General features: G+C 62.1%; 20 protein-coding genes. 10 read left to right on the top strand and 10 right to left on the bottom strand.

The features are described 5' to 3' along the window. Positions 1–15 precede the first annotated feature (15 nt). From ACWF6P_RS08150 to ACWF6P_RS08140, 3 genes are all read right to left on the bottom strand, one after another. The gene (locus tag ACWF6P_RS08150; protein ID WP_452620677.1) at positions 16–1,263 is read right to left on the bottom strand and encodes an Nramp family divalent metal transporter; all 1,248 of its coding nucleotides are present in this window, start codon (positions 1,261–1,263) and stop codon (positions 16–18) included. Positions 1,264–1,390: 127 nt separating this feature from the next. Further along, positions 1,391–1,882, bottom strand: coding sequence for a nuclear transport factor 2 family protein (locus ACWF6P_RS08145; protein ID WP_452620676.1), 492 nt, complete (start codon positions 1,880–1,882; stop codon positions 1,391–1,393). Between the two features lie 32 nt (positions 1,883–1,914). Beyond that, entirely contained in the window at positions 1,915–2,790 is an 876-nt protein-coding gene (locus ACWF6P_RS08140) for a TIGR03619 family F420-dependent LLM class oxidoreductase (RefSeq protein WP_452620675.1), read from the bottom strand. A gap of 138 nt (positions 2,791–2,928) precedes the next feature. Between ACWF6P_RS08140 and ACWF6P_RS08135 the strand changes: the two genes are divergently transcribed. The 4 genes from ACWF6P_RS08135 (at position 2,929) to bphC (ending at position 7,098) form a co-directional block, all read left to right on the top strand. After that, positions 2,929–3,837, top strand: a complete 909-nt coding sequence (locus tag ACWF6P_RS08135; RefSeq protein ID WP_378446850.1) for an IclR family transcriptional regulator — start codon at positions 2,929–2,931, stop codon at positions 3,835–3,837. A gap of 76 nt (positions 3,838–3,913) precedes the next feature. After that, positions 3,914–4,783, top strand: coding sequence for an alpha/beta fold hydrolase (locus tag ACWF6P_RS08130; RefSeq protein ID WP_019745379.1), 870 nt, complete (start codon positions 3,914–3,916; stop codon positions 4,781–4,783). Positions 4,784–4,963: 180 nt separating this feature from the next. Then, entirely contained in the window at positions 4,964–6,142 is a 1,179-nt protein-coding gene (locus ACWF6P_RS08125; RefSeq protein WP_211917771.1) for an acyl-CoA dehydrogenase family protein, read from the top strand. A 35-nt stretch (positions 6,143–6,177) separates the two neighbouring features. Then, positions 6,178–7,098: a biphenyl-2,3-diol 1,2-dioxygenase gene (gene bphC, locus ACWF6P_RS08120; protein WP_007732786.1), complete on the top strand. Its 921-nt coding sequence runs from the start codon at positions 6,178–6,180 to the stop codon at positions 7,096–7,098. A 64-nt stretch (positions 7,099–7,162) separates the two neighbouring features. On the opposite strand, the gene ACWF6P_RS08115 is transcribed toward bphC, so the two are convergent. The 3 genes from ACWF6P_RS08115 to ACWF6P_RS08105 form a co-directional block, all read right to left on the bottom strand. Further along, positions 7,163–8,476 carry a bifunctional o-acetylhomoserine/o-acetylserine sulfhydrylase gene (locus tag ACWF6P_RS08115; protein ID WP_452620674.1) on the bottom strand — a complete coding sequence of 438 codons (1,314 nt, stop codon included), beginning with the start codon at positions 8,474–8,476 and terminating at the stop codon, positions 7,163–7,165. A 38-nt stretch (positions 8,477–8,514) separates the two neighbouring features. After that, positions 8,515–9,030, bottom strand: a complete 516-nt coding sequence (locus ACWF6P_RS08110; protein WP_007732784.1) for an OsmC family protein — start codon at positions 9,028–9,030, stop codon at positions 8,515–8,517. 241 nt (positions 9,031–9,271) lie between these two features. Further along, complete coding sequence (locus ACWF6P_RS08105) at positions 9,272–10,033, bottom strand: enoyl-CoA hydratase-related protein (protein WP_378446847.1); 762 nt, start codon at positions 10,031–10,033, stop codon at positions 9,272–9,274. Positions 10,034–10,149: 116 nt separating this feature from the next. Here ACWF6P_RS08105 and ACWF6P_RS08100 point away from each other — a divergent pair, with 116 nt between their 5' ends. Next, positions 10,150–10,743 carry a TetR/AcrR family transcriptional regulator gene (locus tag ACWF6P_RS08100; RefSeq protein ID WP_452620673.1) on the top strand — a complete coding sequence of 198 codons (594 nt, stop codon included), beginning with the start codon at positions 10,150–10,152 and terminating at the stop codon, positions 10,741–10,743. Between the two features lies 1 nt (position 10,744). Here ACWF6P_RS08100 and ACWF6P_RS08095 read toward each other — a convergent pair whose 3' ends face one another. After that, a complete protein-coding gene (locus ACWF6P_RS08095; RefSeq protein WP_452620786.1) occupies positions 10,745–11,398 on the bottom strand; it encodes a TetR/AcrR family transcriptional regulator in 654 nt (217 codons plus the stop codon). Between the two features lie 274 nt (positions 11,399–11,672). On the opposite strand from ACWF6P_RS08095, the gene ACWF6P_RS08090 reads away from it, so the two are divergent. The 3 genes from ACWF6P_RS08090 (at position 11,673) to ACWF6P_RS08080 (ending at position 15,260) form a co-directional block, all read left to right on the top strand. Beyond that, positions 11,673–12,476, top strand: coding sequence for an SDR family NAD(P)-dependent oxidoreductase (locus ACWF6P_RS08090; protein ID WP_019745372.1), 804 nt, complete (start codon positions 11,673–11,675; stop codon positions 12,474–12,476). A gap of 69 nt (positions 12,477–12,545) precedes the next feature. Continuing rightward, positions 12,546–13,667 (top strand): DUF5938 domain-containing protein, encoded by a 1,122-nt coding sequence (locus ACWF6P_RS08085; protein WP_378446845.1) that lies wholly within the window; start codon positions 12,546–12,548, stop codon positions 13,665–13,667. Positions 13,668–13,739: 72 nt separating this feature from the next. Next, on the top strand, positions 13,740–15,260 hold the full coding sequence (locus tag ACWF6P_RS08080) for an AMP-binding protein (RefSeq protein WP_378446844.1): 1,521 nt from the start codon (positions 13,740–13,742) through the stop codon (positions 15,258–15,260). Positions 15,261–15,262: 2 nt separating this feature from the next. Here the strand turns inward: ACWF6P_RS08080 and ACWF6P_RS08075 are convergent, their stop codons facing one another. Continuing rightward, positions 15,263–16,543, bottom strand: a complete 1,281-nt coding sequence (locus tag ACWF6P_RS08075) for an alpha/beta hydrolase (protein WP_452620672.1) — start codon at positions 16,541–16,543, stop codon at positions 15,263–15,265. 352 nt (positions 16,544–16,895) lie between these two features. Beyond that, a complete protein-coding gene (locus ACWF6P_RS08070) occupies positions 16,896–17,663 on the bottom strand; it encodes a MerR family transcriptional regulator (protein ID WP_378446830.1) in 768 nt (255 codons plus the stop codon). A gap of 174 nt (positions 17,664–17,837) precedes the next feature. On the opposite strand from ACWF6P_RS08070, the gene ACWF6P_RS08065 reads away from it, so the two are divergent. Further along, the gene (locus ACWF6P_RS08065) at positions 17,838–18,785 is read left to right on the top strand and encodes a TauD/TfdA dioxygenase family protein (protein ID WP_452620671.1); all 948 of its coding nucleotides are present in this window, start codon (positions 17,838–17,840) and stop codon (positions 18,783–18,785) included. 26 nt (positions 18,786–18,811) lie between these two features. Here ACWF6P_RS08065 and ACWF6P_RS08060 read toward each other — a convergent pair whose 3' ends face one another. Then, positions 18,812–19,192 (bottom strand): nitroreductase family deazaflavin-dependent oxidoreductase, encoded by a 381-nt coding sequence (locus ACWF6P_RS08060; protein WP_452620670.1) that lies wholly within the window; start codon positions 19,190–19,192, stop codon positions 18,812–18,814. A 109-nt stretch (positions 19,193–19,301) separates the two neighbouring features. On the opposite strand from ACWF6P_RS08060, the gene ACWF6P_RS08055 reads away from it, so the two are divergent. Further along, complete coding sequence (locus ACWF6P_RS08055; RefSeq protein ID WP_452620669.1) at positions 19,302–19,976, top strand: TetR/AcrR family transcriptional regulator; 675 nt, start codon at positions 19,302–19,304, stop codon at positions 19,974–19,976. Positions 19,977–20,138 lie beyond the last annotated feature (162 nt).

Below are 20,138 nucleotides of genomic sequence, written 5' to 3'. Positions count from 1 at the left end.
GGTGGCTCTGGCGCTCTAGCCTGTCACCGTCAGAACCAGCAGAGCGACGTTGAGCGCAACGATCATGCCCGCCGCAACCCATGCCGCGACGGTCGTGAGCGGGGCATTGCGCGCGTCGCCCATGAGTTCGGGGTCCGAGGTCATACGCACCAGTGGGATGATCGCGAAGGGGATGCACAGGCTCAAGACCACCTGGCTGAGTACGAGTGCGAGAGTCGGATCGACGCCGAGTGCGAGAACGATCAGCGCCGGGATCAGAGTGACGATTCGGCGTGTGATCACCGGAATGCGAATGGCCAGAAGACCATGCATGATCTCGGCGCCGGCCGCGCACCCCACGGAGGTCGATGCGAGTCCGGATGCGAGGAGTCCGATCGCGAAGACGACGGCAACACCCGGGCCGAGCGAATTCTCGATCGCGGCATGCGCGCCGTCGATGGTGTCGGTGCCGGGTACTCCGCGCAGCGCGGACGCCGCCAGGAGCAGCATGCCGATGTTCACGCCACCGGCGATGATCAACGCGACGACAACATCCCAACGCGTGACCTTGAGTAGTCGCTGCAATCGTGGCCCAGGTTTGATGTGGCCGTGGCGATCTCGTGCCAATGCGGAGTGAAGGTAGATCGCGTGGGGCATGACCGTGGCGCCGAGCATACTGGCGGCGAGCAGTACGGTCTCGGTTCCTTCGAAGCGGGGGACCAGTCCGGCGACGGCTTCGCTGCCGGATACGTCGGTGAAGGCGAGCCCGGTCAGGAAGCCGATCGTGATGATGGCCAGCAATCCCATGACCACGAACTCGAAAGTGCGCTGCCCGCGCCGACTTTGGATTGTCAGGATCACCATCGACACGCATCCGGTGATCAGTCCGCCGAGGAAGAGCGGGACGTTGAAGAGCAGGTTGAGTGCGATGGCGCCGCCGATGACCTCTGCCACGTCGGTTGCGATCGCCATCATCTCGGCCTGGAGCCAGAACGCGCGACGGTTGTTCTTACGCAGGCGCTGACCCAGCATTTCGGGCAGGGATCGGCCGGAGACCAGTCCGAGCTTCGCGGACAGGTACTGCACCAGGACGGCCATCGCGTTGGCGAGTACCAGCACCCAGATGAGGAGGTAGCCGTACTTCGCGCCGGCGGTGAGGTTGGCGGCGACGTTGCCCGGATCGACGTACGCGATGGCCGCGACGAACGCCGGACCGAGCAGGGCGATGGATCTCCCCGTAGGTCGTCGGCGCGGAGTCGTCGGTTCTTGCGTGCTGGTGCTCATCGGTCTCCTGGTCGCACGTACTCGGACCTGCCGGTTCGAATATGTGAACTATAGAGTTCGGGGAGCCAAACTTTCAACCGCTGTGCGCGGTTAGTGACCGCAGAGACTCTCTAACCGCGCACAGGGGTCAGGCTGTGACTCCGGCAGCCAGCAGGGCGCGAGCCTCGGGTCGGCCGTCGAGGAGAGCGTTGGTGCGCAACTCGACCTTCCACTCGCTGTCTGTCTTGATCAGCTCCCAACGGTTTGCGGTGATGCGGAGGACCTTGAATCCAGTCGGGTTCTCGGGATCCTTGATGACCAACTGTGAATGGCAGGTAGCGACGGCCTTGTTGCCGTCGATGCGGATGTGCGCGGGCGTCATCATGTGCGCCGCGCCGTTCATGATCCAGTTCTGGTGAGAGGCGCTGTGAACCATGGCCCGCAGTTCGCCGCGGCCGTGCATCGCGCCGGTGTCGACGTCGTAGACACCGTCCTCGAGCCACAGGTTCGCAACCTCGTCGGCTGATCCGCTGTCGACGGCGGGGCTGTACGTGGTCAGCAGTTCGGTGATCGCGAGCTTGTCCTCGAGCAATTCCACTCGGGCGAGCAGGGATTCGATCAGGGCGGTCGAGTCAGTCATCGGTACGTCCTTTGCATTGGATTATCGGCGAATCAGGAAGTGGTGAAAGAGAAGCCCTCGGCGAGGGCGATTCGGTGAAGTTCTTCGAGTTGTTCGCAGTAGTGTTCGGCGCTTCGAGCGCCGACCGAGCAACTGGCTATGGTCGCCCCGGCGTCGCGGACGCGAGTCAGGGCGCGAAGCGTGGACTCGGGATCGCCGAGGGGATCGAGCGGAGCGCCGGCGGGGAGGACGACGTCGAATCCGTCGGGGAGCGTCGTGGCGCCCAGCATTTCCTTCAGTTCGGAGAATCTCAGCCCGAACGGGACCCATCCGTCGCCGTGTGTGGTGGCCCGGCGCAACGATCTCTTGGTCCGGCCGCCGATCCAAAGGGGCACACGTTTCTGGACGGCATGAGGTTCGACGACAAATCCGGAGTAGTCGTAGAACTCGCCGTGATACTCCGGAGTCGGCGTCGACAGCGATGCCCGAAGGGCGGCCAAAGCGTCGTCGGCACGCGCTCCTCGATCGGTGAATGGAGCATTTACGAGATCGAATTCTTGTTTCAGAGTTCCCACTCCGAGTCCGAGTATCAGGCGTCCGTTGCTGACGCGATCCAGCGTTCCGTAGCGCTTGGCGATCTCGAGGGGGTGGTGATAGCCCAGCACCAGCACCTGCGTCGCCAGCAGGATTCGTGACGTACGTGCGGCGAGAAAACCGAGGGTGGCGAGCGGATCCCAATAGGTTCCGCCACGTTCGGTGGCGATCTCTTCTGGAACCGCCACGTGTTCACTGCAGGTCAGATGGTGGAAACCGAGTCGATCCGCCGCGGCAGCAATTGTGGCAATCTCACCGATGTCAGCGCTCGCCTCCCACTCCGAACGTGTGCTCGGGTGCTGAATCAGGACCGGCGTGACGATTCCCAGGTGCATCGGGCGTTTATAGCCCTCCCGCACACGCGGCGGCAGGTGAATTACCGCTGATCGGGATCGAAAAGGTTGATTCACTTTCCAGAAACTGTGACCTGGGTTATAGTCGGTAGAATCAATTCCAGTTTTCGGGAGGCGTCCATGACCATCGTTGACATGAACGACACACTGTCCACCGTCCAGACCGCCGCCGGGCTACCCAAGAAGGATCTGCCGCCGTCGATGGTCGAGCGGATGACACTGATTCTCGACGCCTTCGACGGCCGCGCCGCACGGCTGACGCTGGAAGAGGTCGCGTGCCGCACTCAGTTGCCGCGGTCCACCGTCCACCGCATTCTCGATCAGCTCGTCAAACTGGACTGGGTTGATCACGCGTCGTTCGGCTACTGTCTCGGGCGCCGTGCACTCGGCCTCGGTGGTGGCGACGGCGGCCACAGCCAGATCCGCGAAGCCGCAGCGCCGCTTCTGCACGAGTTGCACCTGCAGACCGGCATGGTTGTTCATCTGTCGGTGCTCGACGGGCGCGAGAGTGTCTACCTCGACAAGGTCGGCGGGCGGTTCGCCGCGGCGCTGCCGTCCCGCGTCGGCGGCCGAGTACTCGCCCATTCGACGGCCGGAGGCAAGGCGATGCTGGCGTGGATCGACCCCGAGCGTGTCGACGCTCTGTTCGGGTCGGCTCTTCCCCGCTGCACCGAGAACACGATCACCGACGTCGCGGTGCTCCATCAGGAACTGAACCGGATCCGTCAGCGTCGGGGACTGGCCTTCGAGCGCGGTGAGTCGGCGCGTGGGGTCGCTTGTGTGGCGTCGGCAATTCGCGGACACGAGGGTCCTGTCGGCAGCATCGCGTTGTGTGGGGACATGCGGACCGCTCAGCTCGAGCGAGTTGCTCCGCTGGTCGTCGACGCGGCTCGCGAGGTCTCCCGCACGCTGTACCCCGAACTGGGCGCTCCCCGCCGTGGCCGCAAAACCCCTCCTGTTCCGACCAATACGTTCTCCGCGGAGACGATGGATCGCCTGCTGGCAGCGTCGTCCGACCACTGGATCTGACGTATTTTGATCGACTTGTCTCGCTGATCGGGACGAGTCATAGCAGCTCAGCGGTACTGATGGCACCGTTCGGACCATGACGACTGAACTGAGCTACGAGGGAACCCTGAAGGAACTGCAGACCGATCTCGGTGTGCTCCGGTACCACGAAGCCGGCGACGGCCCGCCGCTCCTGCTGCTGCACGGATCGGGCCCTGGAGTCACCGGTTGGCGTAACTACCGCGGCGTTCTCGCGGACTTCGCGGAGCACTTCCACTGCTACGTTCTCGAGTTTCCCGGATTCGGCGTCAGCGATCCCGGCCCCGACCATCCGATGATGATGGCGCAGGCATCGGTCGGCATGTTCCTCGATGGCCTGGGCCTCGGACCGGTCCACATGATCGGTAACTCCATGGGCGGCATCGTCGCCACCAAGGTTGCGATCGACGAGCCCCATCGGGTCAGCAAGCTCGTCACCATCGGCGGCATGGGCAAGAACACCTTCTCTCCCGGCCCCGGTGAAGGCATCAAACTCCTCATGGAGTTCACCGACAATCCCACCCGCGAAGCTCTGGTCCGTTGGTTGCATTCGATGGTCTTCGACCGTGCCGTTGTCACCGAGCAGCTCATCGAAGAGCGTTGGGCCCTCGCCACCGAGCCGACGACGCTCGAGATCGCCCGCCGTATGTACAGCAGCAAGGCCATGGCAGCTATGGGCGCGGCTGCTGCTGCGTCGACCGCCGTGCCGTACTGGGCGCAGTTGAACAAGATCAAGGCGCCGACGCTGTTGACCTGGGGACGCGACGACCGCGTCAGCCCCGTGGACATGGCGATCCTGCCGATGCGCGACATCCCCAACGGCGAAGTTCACATCTTCCCCAACTGCGGACACTGGACGATGATCGAGGCCCGCGACGCTTGGGTTGCGTCCGTTCTGGCATTCCTTACCCGGCCCGAAGGCAAGTAACGGGCTTCGCCCCCCGTGCGCCTTTTTGGTAGCCCCCACTACCAAAAAGGCGCACAGGGGTGCTCCCACTCACCGGGAAGCGTTTCTGCACTTCGGCGGGCTCCCTGCCACCGTTTCATCAACAGATTTTCATTCTGCCTAGGCGCTCGCCGGGTACCGAAACCAGAAAGCCGGAAGATCATGGGTCAGGTTCTAGACAACATTTCACAGTTCGCCGACGAGATCCGCGCCGACGGAGTCGAGGGCGACAAGCTGATGCGCTTGACGGACGGCAGCGCGAAGCGACTGCGCGACTCCGGCGTCATCCGGATGTTCCAGCCGAAGGAGTTCGGCGGCCTCGAGGCGCATCCGCGTGAATTCGCCGAGACGGCAATGGCTATCGGCGCGATGGACGGTGCCACCGGCTGGGTCAGCGGCATCGTCGGTGTTCATCCGTGGGAGCTTGCGTTCTTCGACCGCAAGGCTCAGGAAGAGGTCTGGGGAACCGATCCCGATACGTGGATGGCGTCGCCGTACGCGCCGATGGGTGTCGCGCGGCCGGTCGAGGGCGGGTACATCCTCAACGGCCGCTGGTCGTTCTCCTCGGGAACCGATCACTGTGACTGGATCATGATCGGTGCGATGGTCGGTGACGAATCCGGCAAGCCGCTGATGCCGCCGAAGCACCTGCACGTGCTGTTGCCGCGCTCCGATTACGACATCGACCAGGACAGCTGGAACGTCGTGGGCCTGCGCGGAACCGGTTCGAAGGATCTGATCGTCAAGGACGCGTTCCTGCCCACCTACCGCACGATCGACGCCGGAAAGGTGTACGACGGAACGGCGTGGAAGGAAGCGGGTCGTACGGAGACGTTGTACAAGTTCCCGTTCTCGTGCATCTTCCCGCTCGGTATCACCTCGTCGTTGATCGGTATCGCCGAAGGTGCGTTGGCGTGCAACATGGCGGCGCAGCGTGAGCGGGTGACGGTCAGTGGTGTTCCGATCAAGGAAGATCCGTATGTGCTCTTCGCGATCGGTGAGGCGGCTGCCGAGATCGCTGCTTCTCGGGCTGCGATCTTGGAGACGGTGGATCGTTTCTGGGACATGACCGAGAAGGGGCAGGAAGTTTCGTTCGAGCTTCGTGCGATCGGTCGGCGTACGCAGACTGCTGCGGCGTGGCGTGCGGTGCGGGCGGTGGACGAGATATTTGCTCGTTCCGGTGGTGGCGCTTTGCAGTTGAACACTCCGATGCAGCGGTTCTGGCGTGATGCTCATGCCGGTCTGGCGCATGCGATTCACGTGCCCGGTTCCATTTTCCATTCGTCGACGCTCTCGCAGCTCGGTGGCGAGCCGCAGGGCATCCACCGCTCGATGATCTAGTCCCACACACATTCTCGAAGCAAGGACGGTTAGGCATGACTGAAATTCGGGGCTTGGGATATCTCAGGATCCAAACGCAGGACGTGGCTCGCTGGCGCGAGCTCGTGGTCGACGGACTCGGCCTCGCGGTCGGTAGTGGCCCGGAAGCCGACGGCCTCTACTTGCGCCTGGACGAGCGTCGTGCGCGACTGATCGTCCTGCCCGGCGAGACGGACAAGGCTCTCGCAGTGGGCTGGGAAGTGCGAGATCAGTTCGCGCTCCAGCGTGTTCGTGAAGCGGTCGAGAAGGCCGGAGTCGAGGTCGAAGTTCTCTCCGAGGTCGACGCCAGCTACCGCGATGCCGAGCAGGTCATCGCATTCGACGATCCCAACGGCAACCGCGTCGAGGTGTTCTTCGGACCGGTGCTCGACCACAGCCCGTTGGTGACCCCGCACGGCGGCCGTTTTGTCACCGGCGATCAGGGCCTCGGCCATGTGGTGCTTCCGGTTACGCGTTTCGACGAGGCATACACCTTCTACACCGAGGTGCTCGGATTCCTCCCGCGCGGTTCCATCCGTCTCGGTGGAATCGACGCGCCGCCGCCGGCCCGTCGAGTCCGTTTCATGGGTGTCAATCAGCGTCACCACAGCCTTGCGCTGTGCCCGGCGCCGCCCGTGGACGAGCCCGGTCTCGTGCACTTGATGATGGAAGCCGAGACTCTCGACGCTGTGGGTCAGGCTCTCGATCGTGTTGCCAAGCTGGGCTTCTCGATCTCCTCGACGTTGGGTCGCCATACGAACGACAAGATGGTGTCGTTCTACGTGCGTGCACCGGGTGGCTGGGATCTGGAGTTCGGGTGCGAGGGCATGCTCGTCGACGAAGCCTTCTACACCGCTGAGGAAATCACAGCGGACAGCTACTGGGGCCACGACTGGTCCGACAGTGAACCGCTGGCTGCGTTCACTCCCAAGAGCTAGCTCTTACGCAACGAAAAAGCTCGGCCCCAATGCATAACGGGGCCGAGCTTTTTCGTGTGTTCGATCAGGAAGCTGCTGCTGCCAAACCGATTTCGAGGTCGGCGAGAATGTCGTCGATCCCTTCGATGCCAACCGCGAGGCGGACGAGCCCCGGGGTGACGCCCGAAGCGAGCTGCTCTTCGGGGGTGAGCTGCGAGTGCGTCGTCGACGCGGGGTGGATGACGAGTGAGCGAACGTCACCGATGTTGGCGACGTGGCTGTGCAGTGTCAGAGCATTGACGAACTTCTTGCCCGCATCGACACCACCGGCAAGCTCGAATGCGACGATTGCGCCGGTGCCCTTGGGCGCCAGCTGCTTTCCGCGCTCGTGCCACGGCGAGGAGGGCAATCCGGCGTAGGCGACCGAGGTGACCTCGGCGCGGCCGTCGAGGAACTCGGCAACCTTCTGTGCGTTGGACACGTGGCGCTCGATGCGCAGGCTCAAGGTCTCGATGCCCTGCGAGATGAGGAAGGCATTGAACGGCGCGATCGCCGAACCGAGGTCACGGAGAAGTTGGACGCGTGCCTTGAGCGCGTAGGCGGGCGCACCCAGGTCGGCGAAGGTGACGCCGTGGTAGCTGGGATCCGGGGTGGTGAAGTTGGTGTGGCGTCCCTGGGTCCAGTCGAAGGTGCCACCGTCGACGATGACGCCGGCGATCGCGGTGCCGTGTCCGCCAAGGTATTTGGTGGCGGAGTGAACGACGATGTCAGCGCCGTGCTTCAGCGGCTGAATGAGGTAGGGCGTTGCGACGGTGTTGTCCACGATCAGCGGGATGCCGTTCTCGTGGGCGACCGCACTGATACCGGGAATGTCGAACACGTCGTTCTTGGGGTTGGAGATGGTTTCGCCGTAGAACGCCTTGGTGTTCGGACGGATGGCCGCACGCCAGTGCTCGAGATTGTCTGGGTCTTCGACGAAGTCGACGGTGATACCCAGCTTGGGCAGCGTGTAGTGGAAGAGGTTGTACGTGCCGCCGTACAGACGAGGGCTGGAGACGATGTGGTCGCCGGCCTCGGCAATGTTGAGGATCGCGAAGGTCTCGGCGGCCTGACCGGACGCAACCAGTAGAGCTGCGACTCCACCTTCGAGGGCGGCGATGCGCTGCTCGACGGCATCCTGCGTCGGGTTCATGATGCGGGTGTAGATGTTGCCCGGCTCGGCGAGGCCGAAGAGCGCTGCCGCGTGGTCGGTGTTGTCGAAGACGTAGCTGGTGGTCTGGTAGATCGGCAGTGCCCGAGCGTTGGTGGCGCTGTCCGGGCCCTGTCCGGCGTGGACCTGCTTGGTTTCGAACGACCAATCGGCGGTCGGATCGGTGTCGACGGGGGTGTTCTCGCTCATGAATTCATACTCCGTGGTGAAGGGTGGGTTGATGCGGGTCAGGCGGTTTCGACGACTGTATGCACTGGGACGGGATTGCGGGTGAGATCGAGTACGGGGCAGTGGGCGTCGACCGTCTCCTGCAGCTCCAGGTAGCGCTCGCGAGTTTCCGGACCGGTCAGGGTGACGACCACGCGGACCTCGGAGAATCCCGGACGGACCGCGTCGTCGAAGCCGAAGAATCCACGAACGTCGAGATCGCCTTCGGCTCTGGCCGAGATGTCGTCGAGCGCGATACCGAGTTTGTCGGCCCAGACGCGGTAGGTGACCACCTGGCAGGACAGAAGAGAAGCGAGGTAGTACTCGACTGGATTGGCTGCGGTGTTCTCGCCGCCGAGGGCCGGTGGCTCGTCGACCTCGACGCTGTACTTACCGAGAGAAATGGTGCTGGCAACGGCGTCGTGCGCCTGGGCGGAAGCCTTGAAGACGACGTGCGCTTTGCTCGCGTCCTTGTCGATGGCGTCGGCGTTGGCTGCTACGACGGAACTAAGGTGGGAGATGGAAGCGGTGGTCATGACAGAAATGTCCCCTGATCTGGGCGTACATACGAGTATCGACGCGAGCGGCGCTCACGTCGTAGGTCCGATCAGAAGATCGGACACCCGGAGGTACAGACATGCGCAAAGTCGACGTGGCGTCGCCGCGTCAGCAGCGTGCCTGTCTCGTATGCGCCAGTTCCCGTCACAGGAGAGACTGTAACCGGTTCACACCCTTTCCGACCAGATGTATAGGAAATCTGTCTCGGATCGTGGTCCGTCATGTAGGCGAGAGTCCGCTCCACCGGGGTGTCCGACGACCCGCAAAAGCGTCGAGTCCTTCGGCGATGTCCGGTGAACGCAACACTGCTTCCTTGGCATCGTCGGTGACGTTCCATCCGACGGCATCGGCTTCGGCGTAGAGAGCGTCGATCGCCTTCAGGGTCAAGCTCACCGAGGTGGGGGAGGACTCGCAGATCTCGGCCGCCATCACCAACGCCTCGTCGAGTGCCTTGCCTGGCGCAGTGACCACGTTGACGACGCCGAGGTCCCTGGCCCGTTCGGGATCGAGTGTGCGGCCGGTGATCAGGAGTTCGCGGGCGATGTTGATCGGAAGTGCCCGAGGTGCCCGAAAGAGTGCACCGGACGTTGCAACCAAACCACGCTTGGTTTCGGGAAGGCCGAATTGTGCTGTGGCGGAGGCGACGATGAGATCGCAGGCCAAAGCGATTTCGAAACCTCCACCCAGTGCGTATCCCTCGACGGCAGCAATCAGAGGCTTGTTCCGCTGACGCCGGATCACGCCGTACTCACCGCCGCGGGGCATGCGAAGGTCGGCTCGTTCGCGGATATCGGTTCCGGCGCAAAAGATGTTGGGGGTTCCGGTGATGATGCCGACCCACAGGGACGGGTCGTCGTCGAGGAGGTTCAGTGCGTCTTCGATTCCCTCGGCAGTTTCGCGATTGATCGCGTTACGACGTTCTTCGCGTTCGATCCTGACGATGAGGACGCGGTCGTGGCGTTCGGTGGAAACAGTCGACATAATTGGACTGTAGTCCATTTATCGAAGGGGTGGTGCGTTACCTGACGGTGCGGACATTGGACACATTCCGGACTGTGGCGAAGACTGTGTGCTGAGGCGGAGAAAGGCAGGTCGACGTGATTTCCAAACGAGAACAGAACAAGCGCGATACCAACGACAGGTTGCTCTCGGCTGCTCGAATTCTGTTCTCGGCACAGGGTTTCGCCAGCACGACTGTCGACGACATCGCCGAGCGCGCCGAGGTGTCGCGAGCCACCTTCTTCAATTACTTCCAGGGCAAGGACTCGGTTCTCGAAGCGCTGCACAGTGATCATCTCGATCAGCTTGCGGCACTGGTGGATCAGCTCATGGATTCGCCGATGCCGACCGCTGATCGGATCTCCAGGATCTTTCAGGACTTTGCGCAACAGGCGATCATGCATCCGCGCTATCTGCGCATGGTGACTGCGGAACTCGAGCGCGACTTCGCCTCCTCCGGAGCGGGGGCGGCCCACGATCATCGGTTCCACGTGGAACTTCTGCGGATCGTCACTGCCGGGATCGAAGCCGGCGAAGTGCGATCGGACTACCCGCCGCTGTTTCTCGCGCAGATGATCGGCGGTACGTACGGCGCGTTGGTTCGCTTCTGGCGGCAAGACGCCGACTACGACGTGGTCGGCGAATTCGATCGCGGAGCCAGGTACGTCGCGGAAGGCATCGCTGCTCGCTGATTCAGGGAGTGGGCACTACCAGGGGCAGCATCTGCTGGACGCTCTCCGAAAGATAGTTCGCAGCAGTCTGATCGCCGGACAGATGACGCAGCAGACTCTGCTGGAACAGGCCGTCGAAAATCGCGTACATCGCCGGCGAGGTGACCGAGGGCTCCACGTCGAGAAGCTCGGCATAACGAGAAACGATGCGCCAGATCATGTTTTCGAGACTCTCGTCGATCGCGGCGACGTCGGCTCGGAAGGACTCCTCGAACATCGACTGCGCGCGCAGGTCGTACCAGAGGCGGTGCATCGTCGGTTCGTCGATCATGGTCTCGGCGAGTAGTGCCCCGAAACCGGCTTTCAGTTCCTCCGGCGTCCGGGCGGTGGCGACGATGCCGTCGTAGCGGGTGACGCAGCGCGCCTTGTAGTGGCGGACGCAGTGGGTGATCAGGTCGACCTTGTCGCTGAAGTAGTAGTGCAGGACTCCGTGTGAGAACTCCGAATTCTGGGCGATTTCGCGCAGACTGGTGCGCGCGTAGCCCAGTTCGGCCAGCGTTTGCAGTGCGGCCTCGGCCAATTGATCGCGCCGCTCGGAGAATTTGTCGACCTGACGACGTGACACCTTGTCGGCGTTGGACCGCTTATCTGTGTTCGACCGCTTATCCGAAGCGATAGGTGCAGCCTTTTTCCCTGCCTCACTAGGCTTCTCGACTGTCGTGGTCACGATGGCACGTCCTGTTCCCTGCGATTTCCACAGCGGCACGATCGCCGCGTCCGAATCAGTGTAACCCCTGGTCTTTGACGAGCGTGTAACAAAATCTTGACAGTCGTCAAGATTTCTCTTGACACTCGTCCAAAGTTGAATACTCTGTGACTCACACCACTTGGCAGCGTCGCTGTGAACGGTGGCATCGCGAGAGTCGTTTCAGTCATGGAGGCAGTCGAAAATGAGCGTGTTTGATCTCGAGGGACGAAAAGCACTGGTCACAGGTGGTGCCAAGGGGCTCGGAGCCGGAATGGCTGAGGCGTTGGCGAAGGCGGGAGCGTCGGTGATGATCGGCGACGTTCTCGAAGACGAGGGTCGCGCCACCGCGGAAGCCGTCGGTTCGGGCGGAGTCAAGACCGGCTTCGTGAAGCTGGACGTCACCGACGACGCCAACTGGGAAGAAGCAGTTGCTGCAACCGCGGAGACTTTGGGCGGCTTCGACATCCTCGTCAACAACGCCGGCATCGAGATTTCCTCGCTGGTGGTGGACCTCGATCCGGGCGACATCCGCCGCATGTGTGAGGTCAACATCCTCGGAACGGCGCTCGGAACCAAACACGGGCTGCGCAGCATGCGTCCGGGTGGCGTCGCCGGAACCGGCGGATCCATCATCAACATTTCGTCGGTGGCAGCAACCATTCCATTTCCCGGCATCAGTGGTTACTCCGCGACCAAGTCCGCGGTCGACCGCTTCACCAGGGTTGCAGCGGCCGAGTCGGGAAAGCTCGGCTACGGAGTCCGCGTCAACTGCATCTACCCGGGTCTTGTTGCCACGGAGATGGGTCTCGGGCTTGCAGCGGACATGGAGAAGCTCGGCCTCTGGCCCAGTGCCGAAGCAGCCGTCGGCGACGTCATCGGCCTCACCCCGCTCGGCCGTCTCGGCGAAGTGAACGACATGGCAGACGCCGTGGTGTTCTTGTCCTCCGACGCCGCACGATTCATCACCGGTATCGGCCTCCCCGTCGACGGCGGCATGGGCATGTAACGCGCCCCCCAATTCGTACGTACACCCTCCTCTCGTCCCCTTCTCACGTCTCCGAAAGGTTCCACGAACATGTCCGAAAAGAAGCCAGTCATCGTCTATGGCGTCTCCGGGTACACCGGCCGTCTGGTGTGTGAATACCTGCGCGAGTTCAACATCCCGTTCATCGCGGCCGGCCGCGACGCCGCTCGCATTCAAGAGGTTCTCGACAAGATCCCCGGTTTGGACACCGTCGATCACGAGGTCGTCGAGGTCGAGCACACGGTCGAGGCGCTCACCGAACTGTTCACCGGTGCACAGGTTGTCAGCAACATGGTCGGCCCGTTCATCAAGCTCGGCGGCACCGTCGTCGAGGCCGCCTTGAATGCCGGTTGCCACTACATGGACACCACCGGTGAGCAGGACTGGGTACTCGATGTCCAGGAGAAGTTCAGCGACAAGTACCAGGAGAAGGGCCTGCTCCTCTCGCCCGGCATCGCTCAGATGTACACGACCGGTGAGATCGCGGCCAACATCGCATTGGAAACGCCGGGCCTCGACACACTCGACATTCTGGTGCTGTGGAAGGGATTTCCCACCTACGCGTCCACTCAGACGATCTTCACCATCCTCAAGGCGAACTGGTACTACCTCGAGCAGAACAAGTACGTGCAGTGGGCGCCCGGCCAAACTTTCGACGTCGTCGTTCCCGGCCAGCACGAAACCGCGCTGGCATTGCCGTGGGGCGGAACGTGTCACCCGGTGTGGTTCAAGAACGATCCTCGGGTTTCCAACGTCAAGGCTGCCGGCGGTGTGTTCGACCGCACCGTGATGGAAGGCGTTGTCGCGACTCAGAAGATCGTGGAAGAGCAGATCAAGACCCTGCCCGCCGACGAGCAGGAAGCCGCCTTGGCCGAGATCGCAGGTTCGGTGCAGGCCGGCATGCCACCGCGTGAGAACCCACGCATCAACACCTCGATGGACTCCGTCTACGCGTCCGGCCCGCTCGGTCGCTCACACGTCGTGATCCACGGCAACTGCAACTACAAGCAGACCGGACTCCTGCACGCATACGCAGCGCACTCGTTGCTTCAGCAGGCGCCCAAGCGCACCGGACTCGCCTCGGCCTGCCAGGCATTCGGGCATCGCGAACTGCTCGGCGCGCTCCGCAGTTTCGGGCTGGCACTGGAACCGGAAGTAACCATCAACACCTAGTCCACGCCCTCGTCATCACGTTCACGGCTCCCGGCGTACATCGCGCCGGGAGCCCCGCCCTGGAGGCTCCCCATGCGTTTGACCGACTATCTCGACAAGGGAGCCTCTCTTGGTTCCACCGCACCGTGTTTGACGATGGGGGAGCGCACGCTCTCCTACGGCGAGGTGCAACAGTTCAGCCGTCGCTTCGCAGCTTCGCTAGCGGCATCGGGCATCGCGCCGGGCGAGAAGGTCGCGATTCTGTCCGGCAATGATCCGATCTCGTTCTCGTGCGTATTCGGAATAAGCCGGGCCGGCGGCGTCTGGTGTCCGATCAATCCTCGCAATGAAGCTGCGGAAAACCGAGATCTGTTGGATCTGTTCGATTGTCGCGCTCTCTTCTTCCAGAAGTCGTACGCCCCGCTGGTCGACCAGATCAAGGATGCGCTTCCCCAGTTGGTGACGCTCGTCTGCATCGACGGCGAATGGGATTCGGCTCAGTCTCTCGAAAGCTGGCTCGGGGAAGAAGAACTCGACGTCGTTGCGCCCGACGACGTCACCATGCTGGTCGGCACCGGTGGTACGACGGGTCGGCCCAAGGGTGTGATGCTGACCGGGCACAACATCGAGACGATGACGGCCATCACCTTGATGAGCTATCCGTTCGAAGGACGACCGGTGTATCTGGCGCTGGCGCCGCTGACTCATGCCGCCGGCGTACTGTGCTTCCCGATCATGGCCCTCGGCGGCGAAGTGGTGATCATGCCGAAGCCCGACCTCGGGTACTTCCTCGCGAATGTTCAGAAGCACAGGGTGACTCACACCTTCCTGCCGCCGACGCTCATCTACATGCTGCTCGAGCACGAGGACCTCGCGGCAACGGATCTTAGCCCGCTGCAGTGTTTCTGGTACGGCGCGGCACCGATCTCCCCGACCAGGCTCGAGGAGGCGATCGACAAGATCGGCCCGGTCATGGCTCAGCTGTTCGGGCAAAGCGAAGCCCCCATGATGATCTCGACGATGTCACCGAAGGAGCACTTCGGCTCCGACGGCACTGTCGCAACGTCACGACTTTCCTCGGCGGGTCGACCGTCACCTCTGGTCACCGTGGGGATCATGGACGACAAAGGCACACTGCTCGGACGTGGCGAGCGTGGTGAGGTGGTGATTCGCAGTTCGTTGGTGATGGCGGGCTATTACAAGAACCCCGACGCAACCGCGGAAGCGTCAGCCCACGGCTGGCATCACACCGGCGACATCGGGTACCTGGACGAGGACAATTTCCTGTTCATCGTCGATCGCGCCAAGGACATGATCATCACGGGCGGTTTCAACGTCTACTCGGTCGAGGTCGAGCAGGCGCTCATGGCGTACCCGGGGATTCAGGACTGCGGAGTGATCGGGTTGCCGGATGACAAGTGGGGAGAACGTGTTGTGGCAGTGGTGCAGCCACACCTCGGCGCCGAAATCGACGGCGCCGAGGTAATGGCTTTCGTGAAGGCTCGCATCGGGAGTGTGAAGACTCCGAAGCAAGTCATCGTCTGGGACGATCTACCTCGCTCCAAGGTCGGCAAAGTTCTCAAGAACGAGATCAAGAGCGAACTGACGGGCTGAGATCACGACTCGCACAACACGTCTTCTGCCGGCAGTGAGCCGTCGAGCAGATACGAGTTGACTGCGGCGTTAGCGCAAGTGTTCGCATAGCTGGGGAACACCGCATGAGTACGACCCGGAACTGTCACCAGCCGTGAGCCTTTCATGGCTTCATGCATACCAAGTCCTTCCTCGTACGTCGTGCGGGTGTCTCCGGTTGCCTGGATCTGCAATGCCGGAACATTGCTGTCGATGTCGATCCGCTTCGGGGGCTCACTGCGCCAGAACGCGCAGGGCATGATCGTGTTGTGGGTGCCGGCAAAGATCGGCTGATCATCCCGGTGCTCCTCCAACTGGTTGCGATACCACTGGGGATCGCTCGGCATCGACACGTCGCCGCAGACGATGGCGATTGTTCCGGCATAGTCGGGGCCGGTGCCCAGTTCGGTCTGGAACCACGCCTGCATCAGACCTGTCAGCTGGGGATGGATGCTCTCGACGGTCTTGCCGGACGCGAGATCACGCAACTGAACCAATACCTGTGCGAATGCCTCACTTTCCTTCTCGGTGTCCCCGGTTCCGTTGACGTACAACAGGAATGGAAGGACGTGATCGTCGACGGCGTAGTCACCGATCCGAATCGGAGTGGTGGCTGCGTCCGAGATCAGCTTCTCGATGAGGGCGCGAACTTCGGCGGGCGTCGATCCGAGCGCATAGGTGGAGTTGCGTTCCGCTGCCCACTGCGAGAATCCGTCGATCGCCTTCTCGTTGGCCGGGCCCATGTCCTGGAACATCTCGTATCCGTACTTCTTCGGGTCCGGTGCACTGTCGAGAACCACACGATCGATCCTGTCGGGGAACATTTGAGCGTAGGTCGCACCAAGATAGGTGCCGTACGACCACCCGAAGTACGACGCCTTCTCCTGGTCGAGGGCGCCGCGAATCACGTCGAGATCGCGGGCGATATTCTGAGTATTGATGTGCGGCAGATAGTCCGGGTACTTGTCCCAGCATTTGTCAGCGGCCTCACGTGCGAGCGCGACACTCTCGTTCCACCCTTCGTCCGTGGTACCCGGTGAACGCATCCATGACATCTGCTCGACGCCGCAGTCGATCGGCGTGCTCTTGCCGAGTCCCCGGGTGTCCATGCCGATGACGTCGTACGCCGCCGCGACCTCCGGTGTCATGCCCGCATTCAGAATCTCGGGCAAGCCCAGACCGCGGCCACCCGGGCCGCCAGGGTTGGTGAGCAGGATCCCGCGTCGCTGCGCTGGGTCGGTTGACGCGACCCGAGAGATCGCCACTTCGATTGTCTTCCCGTGAGGGGCAGAATAGTCCAAAGGCACTGTGACCATGGCGCAGTCACTTGCCGTTGACGTTCCGGTGTCTGTGGCGCATGGTCCCCATTCGACATCCTGGTCGTAGAACGCGCTGAGATTTGGTTGTGGATCTGTTTGCGGGGCAGTAGGTTCCGAACATGCAGCCAAGGCGGGTACGGCGAGTGCGGCAGCGGCGACTGTGAAAGCCAGCCATTTTCGCGGTCGAGGCATGCGTGTTCTGGGCATGATGGATCCAGTCATTGTCGTGTCCTTGTGTCGAGCCCGATTCGGGCAGCGTTGATCACCCCACTTCGAATGTGGGGGTTTATGAGGGGTTTCAGGGTCGAGATTGGCGGGCGGCGAACTCGGCCGCCACTGCCTTCGCGAATCTTTCCTGGGTGGCGGTTCGTCGATCCGCTTGGTGTTCGCGCAGTACCGCTACCAGACGAGTGGGTGAAGCACTCTCCGGTGCAGCCTGTTCAGGTAGCACGCTCTCGGTGAAGTCGCAGAACTGAATGGCAAGGGCCGCAATCGTGTCCGCGTCCGCCGGGGCGTCGGCGAGGGCGTCCATGCGAGTGATCAATTCGATTGCCTGCTCGCGGTTCGGCTCGGCCAACGCTCGGTGATGTGCGCTCAGGAGTGAATCGCAGACCTCGGGATCGCCCCCGGAGACCGTGAGCGCGAGGATCAGAAGTTCGCGCTCGTTGTCGATCCATGCTGTCGGCGCACCGGCCACGACGTACTGTGCGAGCACTTCGGAAAATGCATCGGGTAGTTCGGGATCGGCGTTGCGTCGTAGTGACTCGATGTGGGCACGTTGAACAGCGATCTGTTCGGCTTTGGTTGCCAATTCCTTGTCGAGGGCGTCGAGCGCGGACCGAGTGTCGTGAGCATCGCCGTCCAGGAGTTCGGCGATCTTGGCGACGGGGATCCCCAGATCGCGCAGACGACGGATCCGGCTCAGTCGTGCCAGGTCCACCGCCCGGTACATGCGGTAGCCGTTGGGTTGGCGTTGTGGTTCCTCGAGAAGCCCGTTCGAGTGGTAGTAGCGCACGGATCTGACTGTCGTGCCGGCCAAATTGGCCAGCTCGCCGATGGTCATCATCGTTCTGCCCTCCCGTGATCGAAGCGGTTTCCGTCTGTGGAAACCATTCTCCAACCCTGACGCGGCGTCAGGGTCAAGGTTCGAATGAAGAACGTGATCGTTGACACGTTAAGGACATAACCTTAACCTGGATTCTGTCCGTTACGACATCGTCGATTTCGAGGAAGTGCCCTGATGGCTACCCTTTTTCCTGCGGCAACTATCTTTCCGATTCCCACCGATCCGCTTGCGGCCTACGGTCCTCTCGTTGCTCGCCGGAATCCCGAGTCGGTTACCCCGGCGCCGTACGAACACTTTGTGGTCAAGGCGGTCACTCCGACGATCGGAGCGGAAATCTCCGGTATTCGACTCAGTGAGGACCTGTCCGATTCCGTGATTGCGGAACTTCGCCGGGCCCTCCTCGAATGGAAAGTCCTCTTCTTCCGAGATCAGGACCTCGACCGAGCGGATCATCGAGCTTTTGCCGAGCGTTGGGGCGATCTCGAGCAGCATCCGTTCTTCAAGTACACGCAACCCGGGCAGACGGACGTCGATGTCACGACACTGGCCAAGGATGCGATGGTCGGCGGAGTCGAGAACAACTGGCACAACGACGTCACGTGGCACGAGTTTCCGTCGTTCGCAGCAGTGCTTCGTGCAGTCGAGGTGCCCGAGGTAGGTGGTGACACGTTGTGGGCGGATACTGCAGCCGCCTACGACCTACTCCCGGAAGGCATCAAGAAGCGTATCGACCCACTTGTTGCAGAACATGATTGGATCAATTCGTTCGGTAGGTCGATGCCGGCGGATGCGGTCGAGATGTTGCGTCCGAAGTTCCCCGCTGTGCAACATCCGGTGGTTCGGGTCATTTCCGAAAGCGGCAGGCGGGTGTTGTTCGTCAACATGACATTCACTCAACGGATCCTCGGTGTGTCAGAAGAGGAGTCGAACGAACTCCTCACGATGTTGTACCGCCACGTCAACCGTCCGGAGTTTCAAGTCCGTCTCAAGTGGGAGCCGAATACCGTTGCCTTCTGGGATAATCGGACGTGCCAGCACTATGCTGCCAGCGACTACTTCCCCGCGAGACGCGTGATGGACCGAATCTCGATAGTCGGCGACAAGCCCGTAGGGGTCGTGTGAGTCGACTCTGGTGAGTTTCCTTATCGTCAGGCTCGAGTTTCTGTGACATCCATGCGGAGGTACTCGGTGATGCGGAGCAGTCTCGGGGGTTGGGATACGTCTGAGGAAAGTGCTTGAAATGCTTCGTCTTTCGCGACGAGACGCGGGGCGCTTAGGTTCACCTCCGTCTCGTCGACCGACAGTCGCGCGCTTCCCGCTTTCAGGACATTCTGTACCCAGTCCGAGTCCGATCCGTACACCAGAATGAAGACGTAGCCACCGTCGACCGGATAGGCGTCGAGAGGCGTGCGATACGTTGCGCCGGACGTGCGCCCGACGTGCGTCAGCACCGGCCACTTCCCGCTCGAGATTGCACGAGGATTGAACACTCGCTTGTTGACGTGTCCCCACCATTTCGGCATCGGCATTGTGATCTCCCTTCGCGAGAGCCTTACGGGCGTAAGGCAGGCTTACAGTTGTAAGGATGACTTACGCCTGTAAGGTTGTCAACGTATTCGTTCCTCGGAGGGGGTCTGTGTGTCACGAGAACAGCGGCAGCCGCTGAACAGAGCTCGCGTGCTCGAGGGTGCGATCCGCGTTGCCGACGCGGGTGGCGTCGAGGCCATCACGATGCGACGGGTGGCCCAGGAACTGGGCATCGAGGCGATGTCGCTCTATCACCACGTGCCGAACAAGGACGCGATTCTGGACGGCGTCGTCGACGCGGTGTTCGAGGCGATCGACCTACCCGACAGCGAGTGTGCGGATTGGCGAGATGCAATTCGTGGACGCGCGTCTTCCGCTCGCCGAGTCCTGTCGCAGCACCGTTGGGCTCTCGGTCTGCTGGATTCGCGGCGCAACCCTGGCCCGGCGACGCTGCGTCACCTCGACGCTGTGCTCGGAGTTCTCCGGAAGGCCGGGTTCACGGTGCCGATGGCCGCTCACGGAGTCTCGCTGATCGACAGCTACATCGGCGGATATGTTCTCCAGGAGGCGAATCTACCGATCGGCGGGCCCGGCGGCGTCGAAGAAGTTGCGAGTGACATCCTCGAGCGCCTTCCGGCTGACGAGTTGCCCTTCCTTCACGAGATGATCGTCGATCACGGTCTGAGTCCGGCTTACGACCACACGAGTGAGTTCGCCTACGGCCTCGATCTCATCCTCGATGCGCTGGAGGCGCGTCGAGGATCGGCGACACCGGTCCTCGAATAGCGACGATTCGTGTCCAGTTGCTCACTCCTACTGAGGTGACGCACGGTGTGTGCACGCGGATGAGCTGCAGTGTCCCTATTGACAGGTGGCTGTATATACAGGACTATACATTCATTAAAAGTGACCCAAGGCACATTGCGTAGATGATGTGATGCACGCCCG

The organism is Rhodococcus sp. NPDC055024 (assembly GCF_053608585.1).
This window is presented reverse-complemented; position numbering and strand designations above follow the sequence as displayed.

Excerpts from the sequence above, each read along its gene's own strand:
- ACWF6P_RS08150 (WP_452620677.1), bottom strand. The coding sequence starts at position 1,263 with ATGAGCACCAGCACGCAAGAACCGACGACTCCGCGCCGACGACCTACG.
- ACWF6P_RS08145 (WP_452620676.1), bottom strand. The coding sequence starts at position 1,882 with ATGACTGACTCGACCGCCCTGATCGAATCCCTGCTCGCCCGAGTGGAA.
- ACWF6P_RS08140 (WP_452620675.1), bottom strand. The coding sequence starts at position 2,790 with ATGCACCTGGGAATCGTCACGCCGGTCCTGATTCAGCACCCGAGCACA.
- ACWF6P_RS08135 (WP_378446850.1), top strand. The coding sequence starts at position 2,929 with ATGACCATCGTTGACATGAACGACACACTGTCCACCGTCCAGACCGCC.
- ACWF6P_RS08130 (WP_019745379.1), top strand. The coding sequence starts at position 3,914 with ATGACGACTGAACTGAGCTACGAGGGAACCCTGAAGGAACTGCAGACC.
- ACWF6P_RS08125 (WP_211917771.1), top strand. The coding sequence starts at position 4,964 with ATGGGTCAGGTTCTAGACAACATTTCACAGTTCGCCGACGAGATCCGC.
- bphC (WP_007732786.1), top strand. The coding sequence starts at position 6,178 with ATGACTGAAATTCGGGGCTTGGGATATCTCAGGATCCAAACGCAGGAC.
- ACWF6P_RS08115 (WP_452620674.1), bottom strand. The coding sequence starts at position 8,476 with ATGAGCGAGAACACCCCCGTCGACACCGATCCGACCGCCGATTGGTCG.
- ACWF6P_RS08110 (WP_007732784.1), bottom strand. The coding sequence starts at position 9,030 with ATGACCACCGCTTCCATCTCCCACCTTAGTTCCGTCGTAGCAGCCAAC.
- ACWF6P_RS08105 (WP_378446847.1), bottom strand. The coding sequence starts at position 10,033 with ATGTCGACTGTTTCCACCGAACGCCACGACCGCGTCCTCATCGTCAGG.
- ACWF6P_RS08090 (WP_019745372.1), top strand. The coding sequence starts at position 11,673 with ATGAGCGTGTTTGATCTCGAGGGACGAAAAGCACTGGTCACAGGTGGT.
- ACWF6P_RS08085 (WP_378446845.1), top strand. The coding sequence starts at position 12,546 with ATGTCCGAAAAGAAGCCAGTCATCGTCTATGGCGTCTCCGGGTACACC.
- ACWF6P_RS08080 (WP_378446844.1), top strand. The coding sequence starts at position 13,740 with ATGCGTTTGACCGACTATCTCGACAAGGGAGCCTCTCTTGGTTCCACC.
- ACWF6P_RS08070 (WP_378446830.1), bottom strand. The coding sequence starts at position 17,663 with ATGATGACCATCGGCGAGCTGGCCAATTTGGCCGGCACGACAGTCAGA.
- ACWF6P_RS08065 (WP_452620671.1), top strand. The coding sequence starts at position 17,838 with ATGGCTACCCTTTTTCCTGCGGCAACTATCTTTCCGATTCCCACCGAT.
- ACWF6P_RS08060 (WP_452620670.1), bottom strand. The coding sequence starts at position 19,192 with ATGCCGATGCCGAAATGGTGGGGACACGTCAACAAGCGAGTGTTCAAT.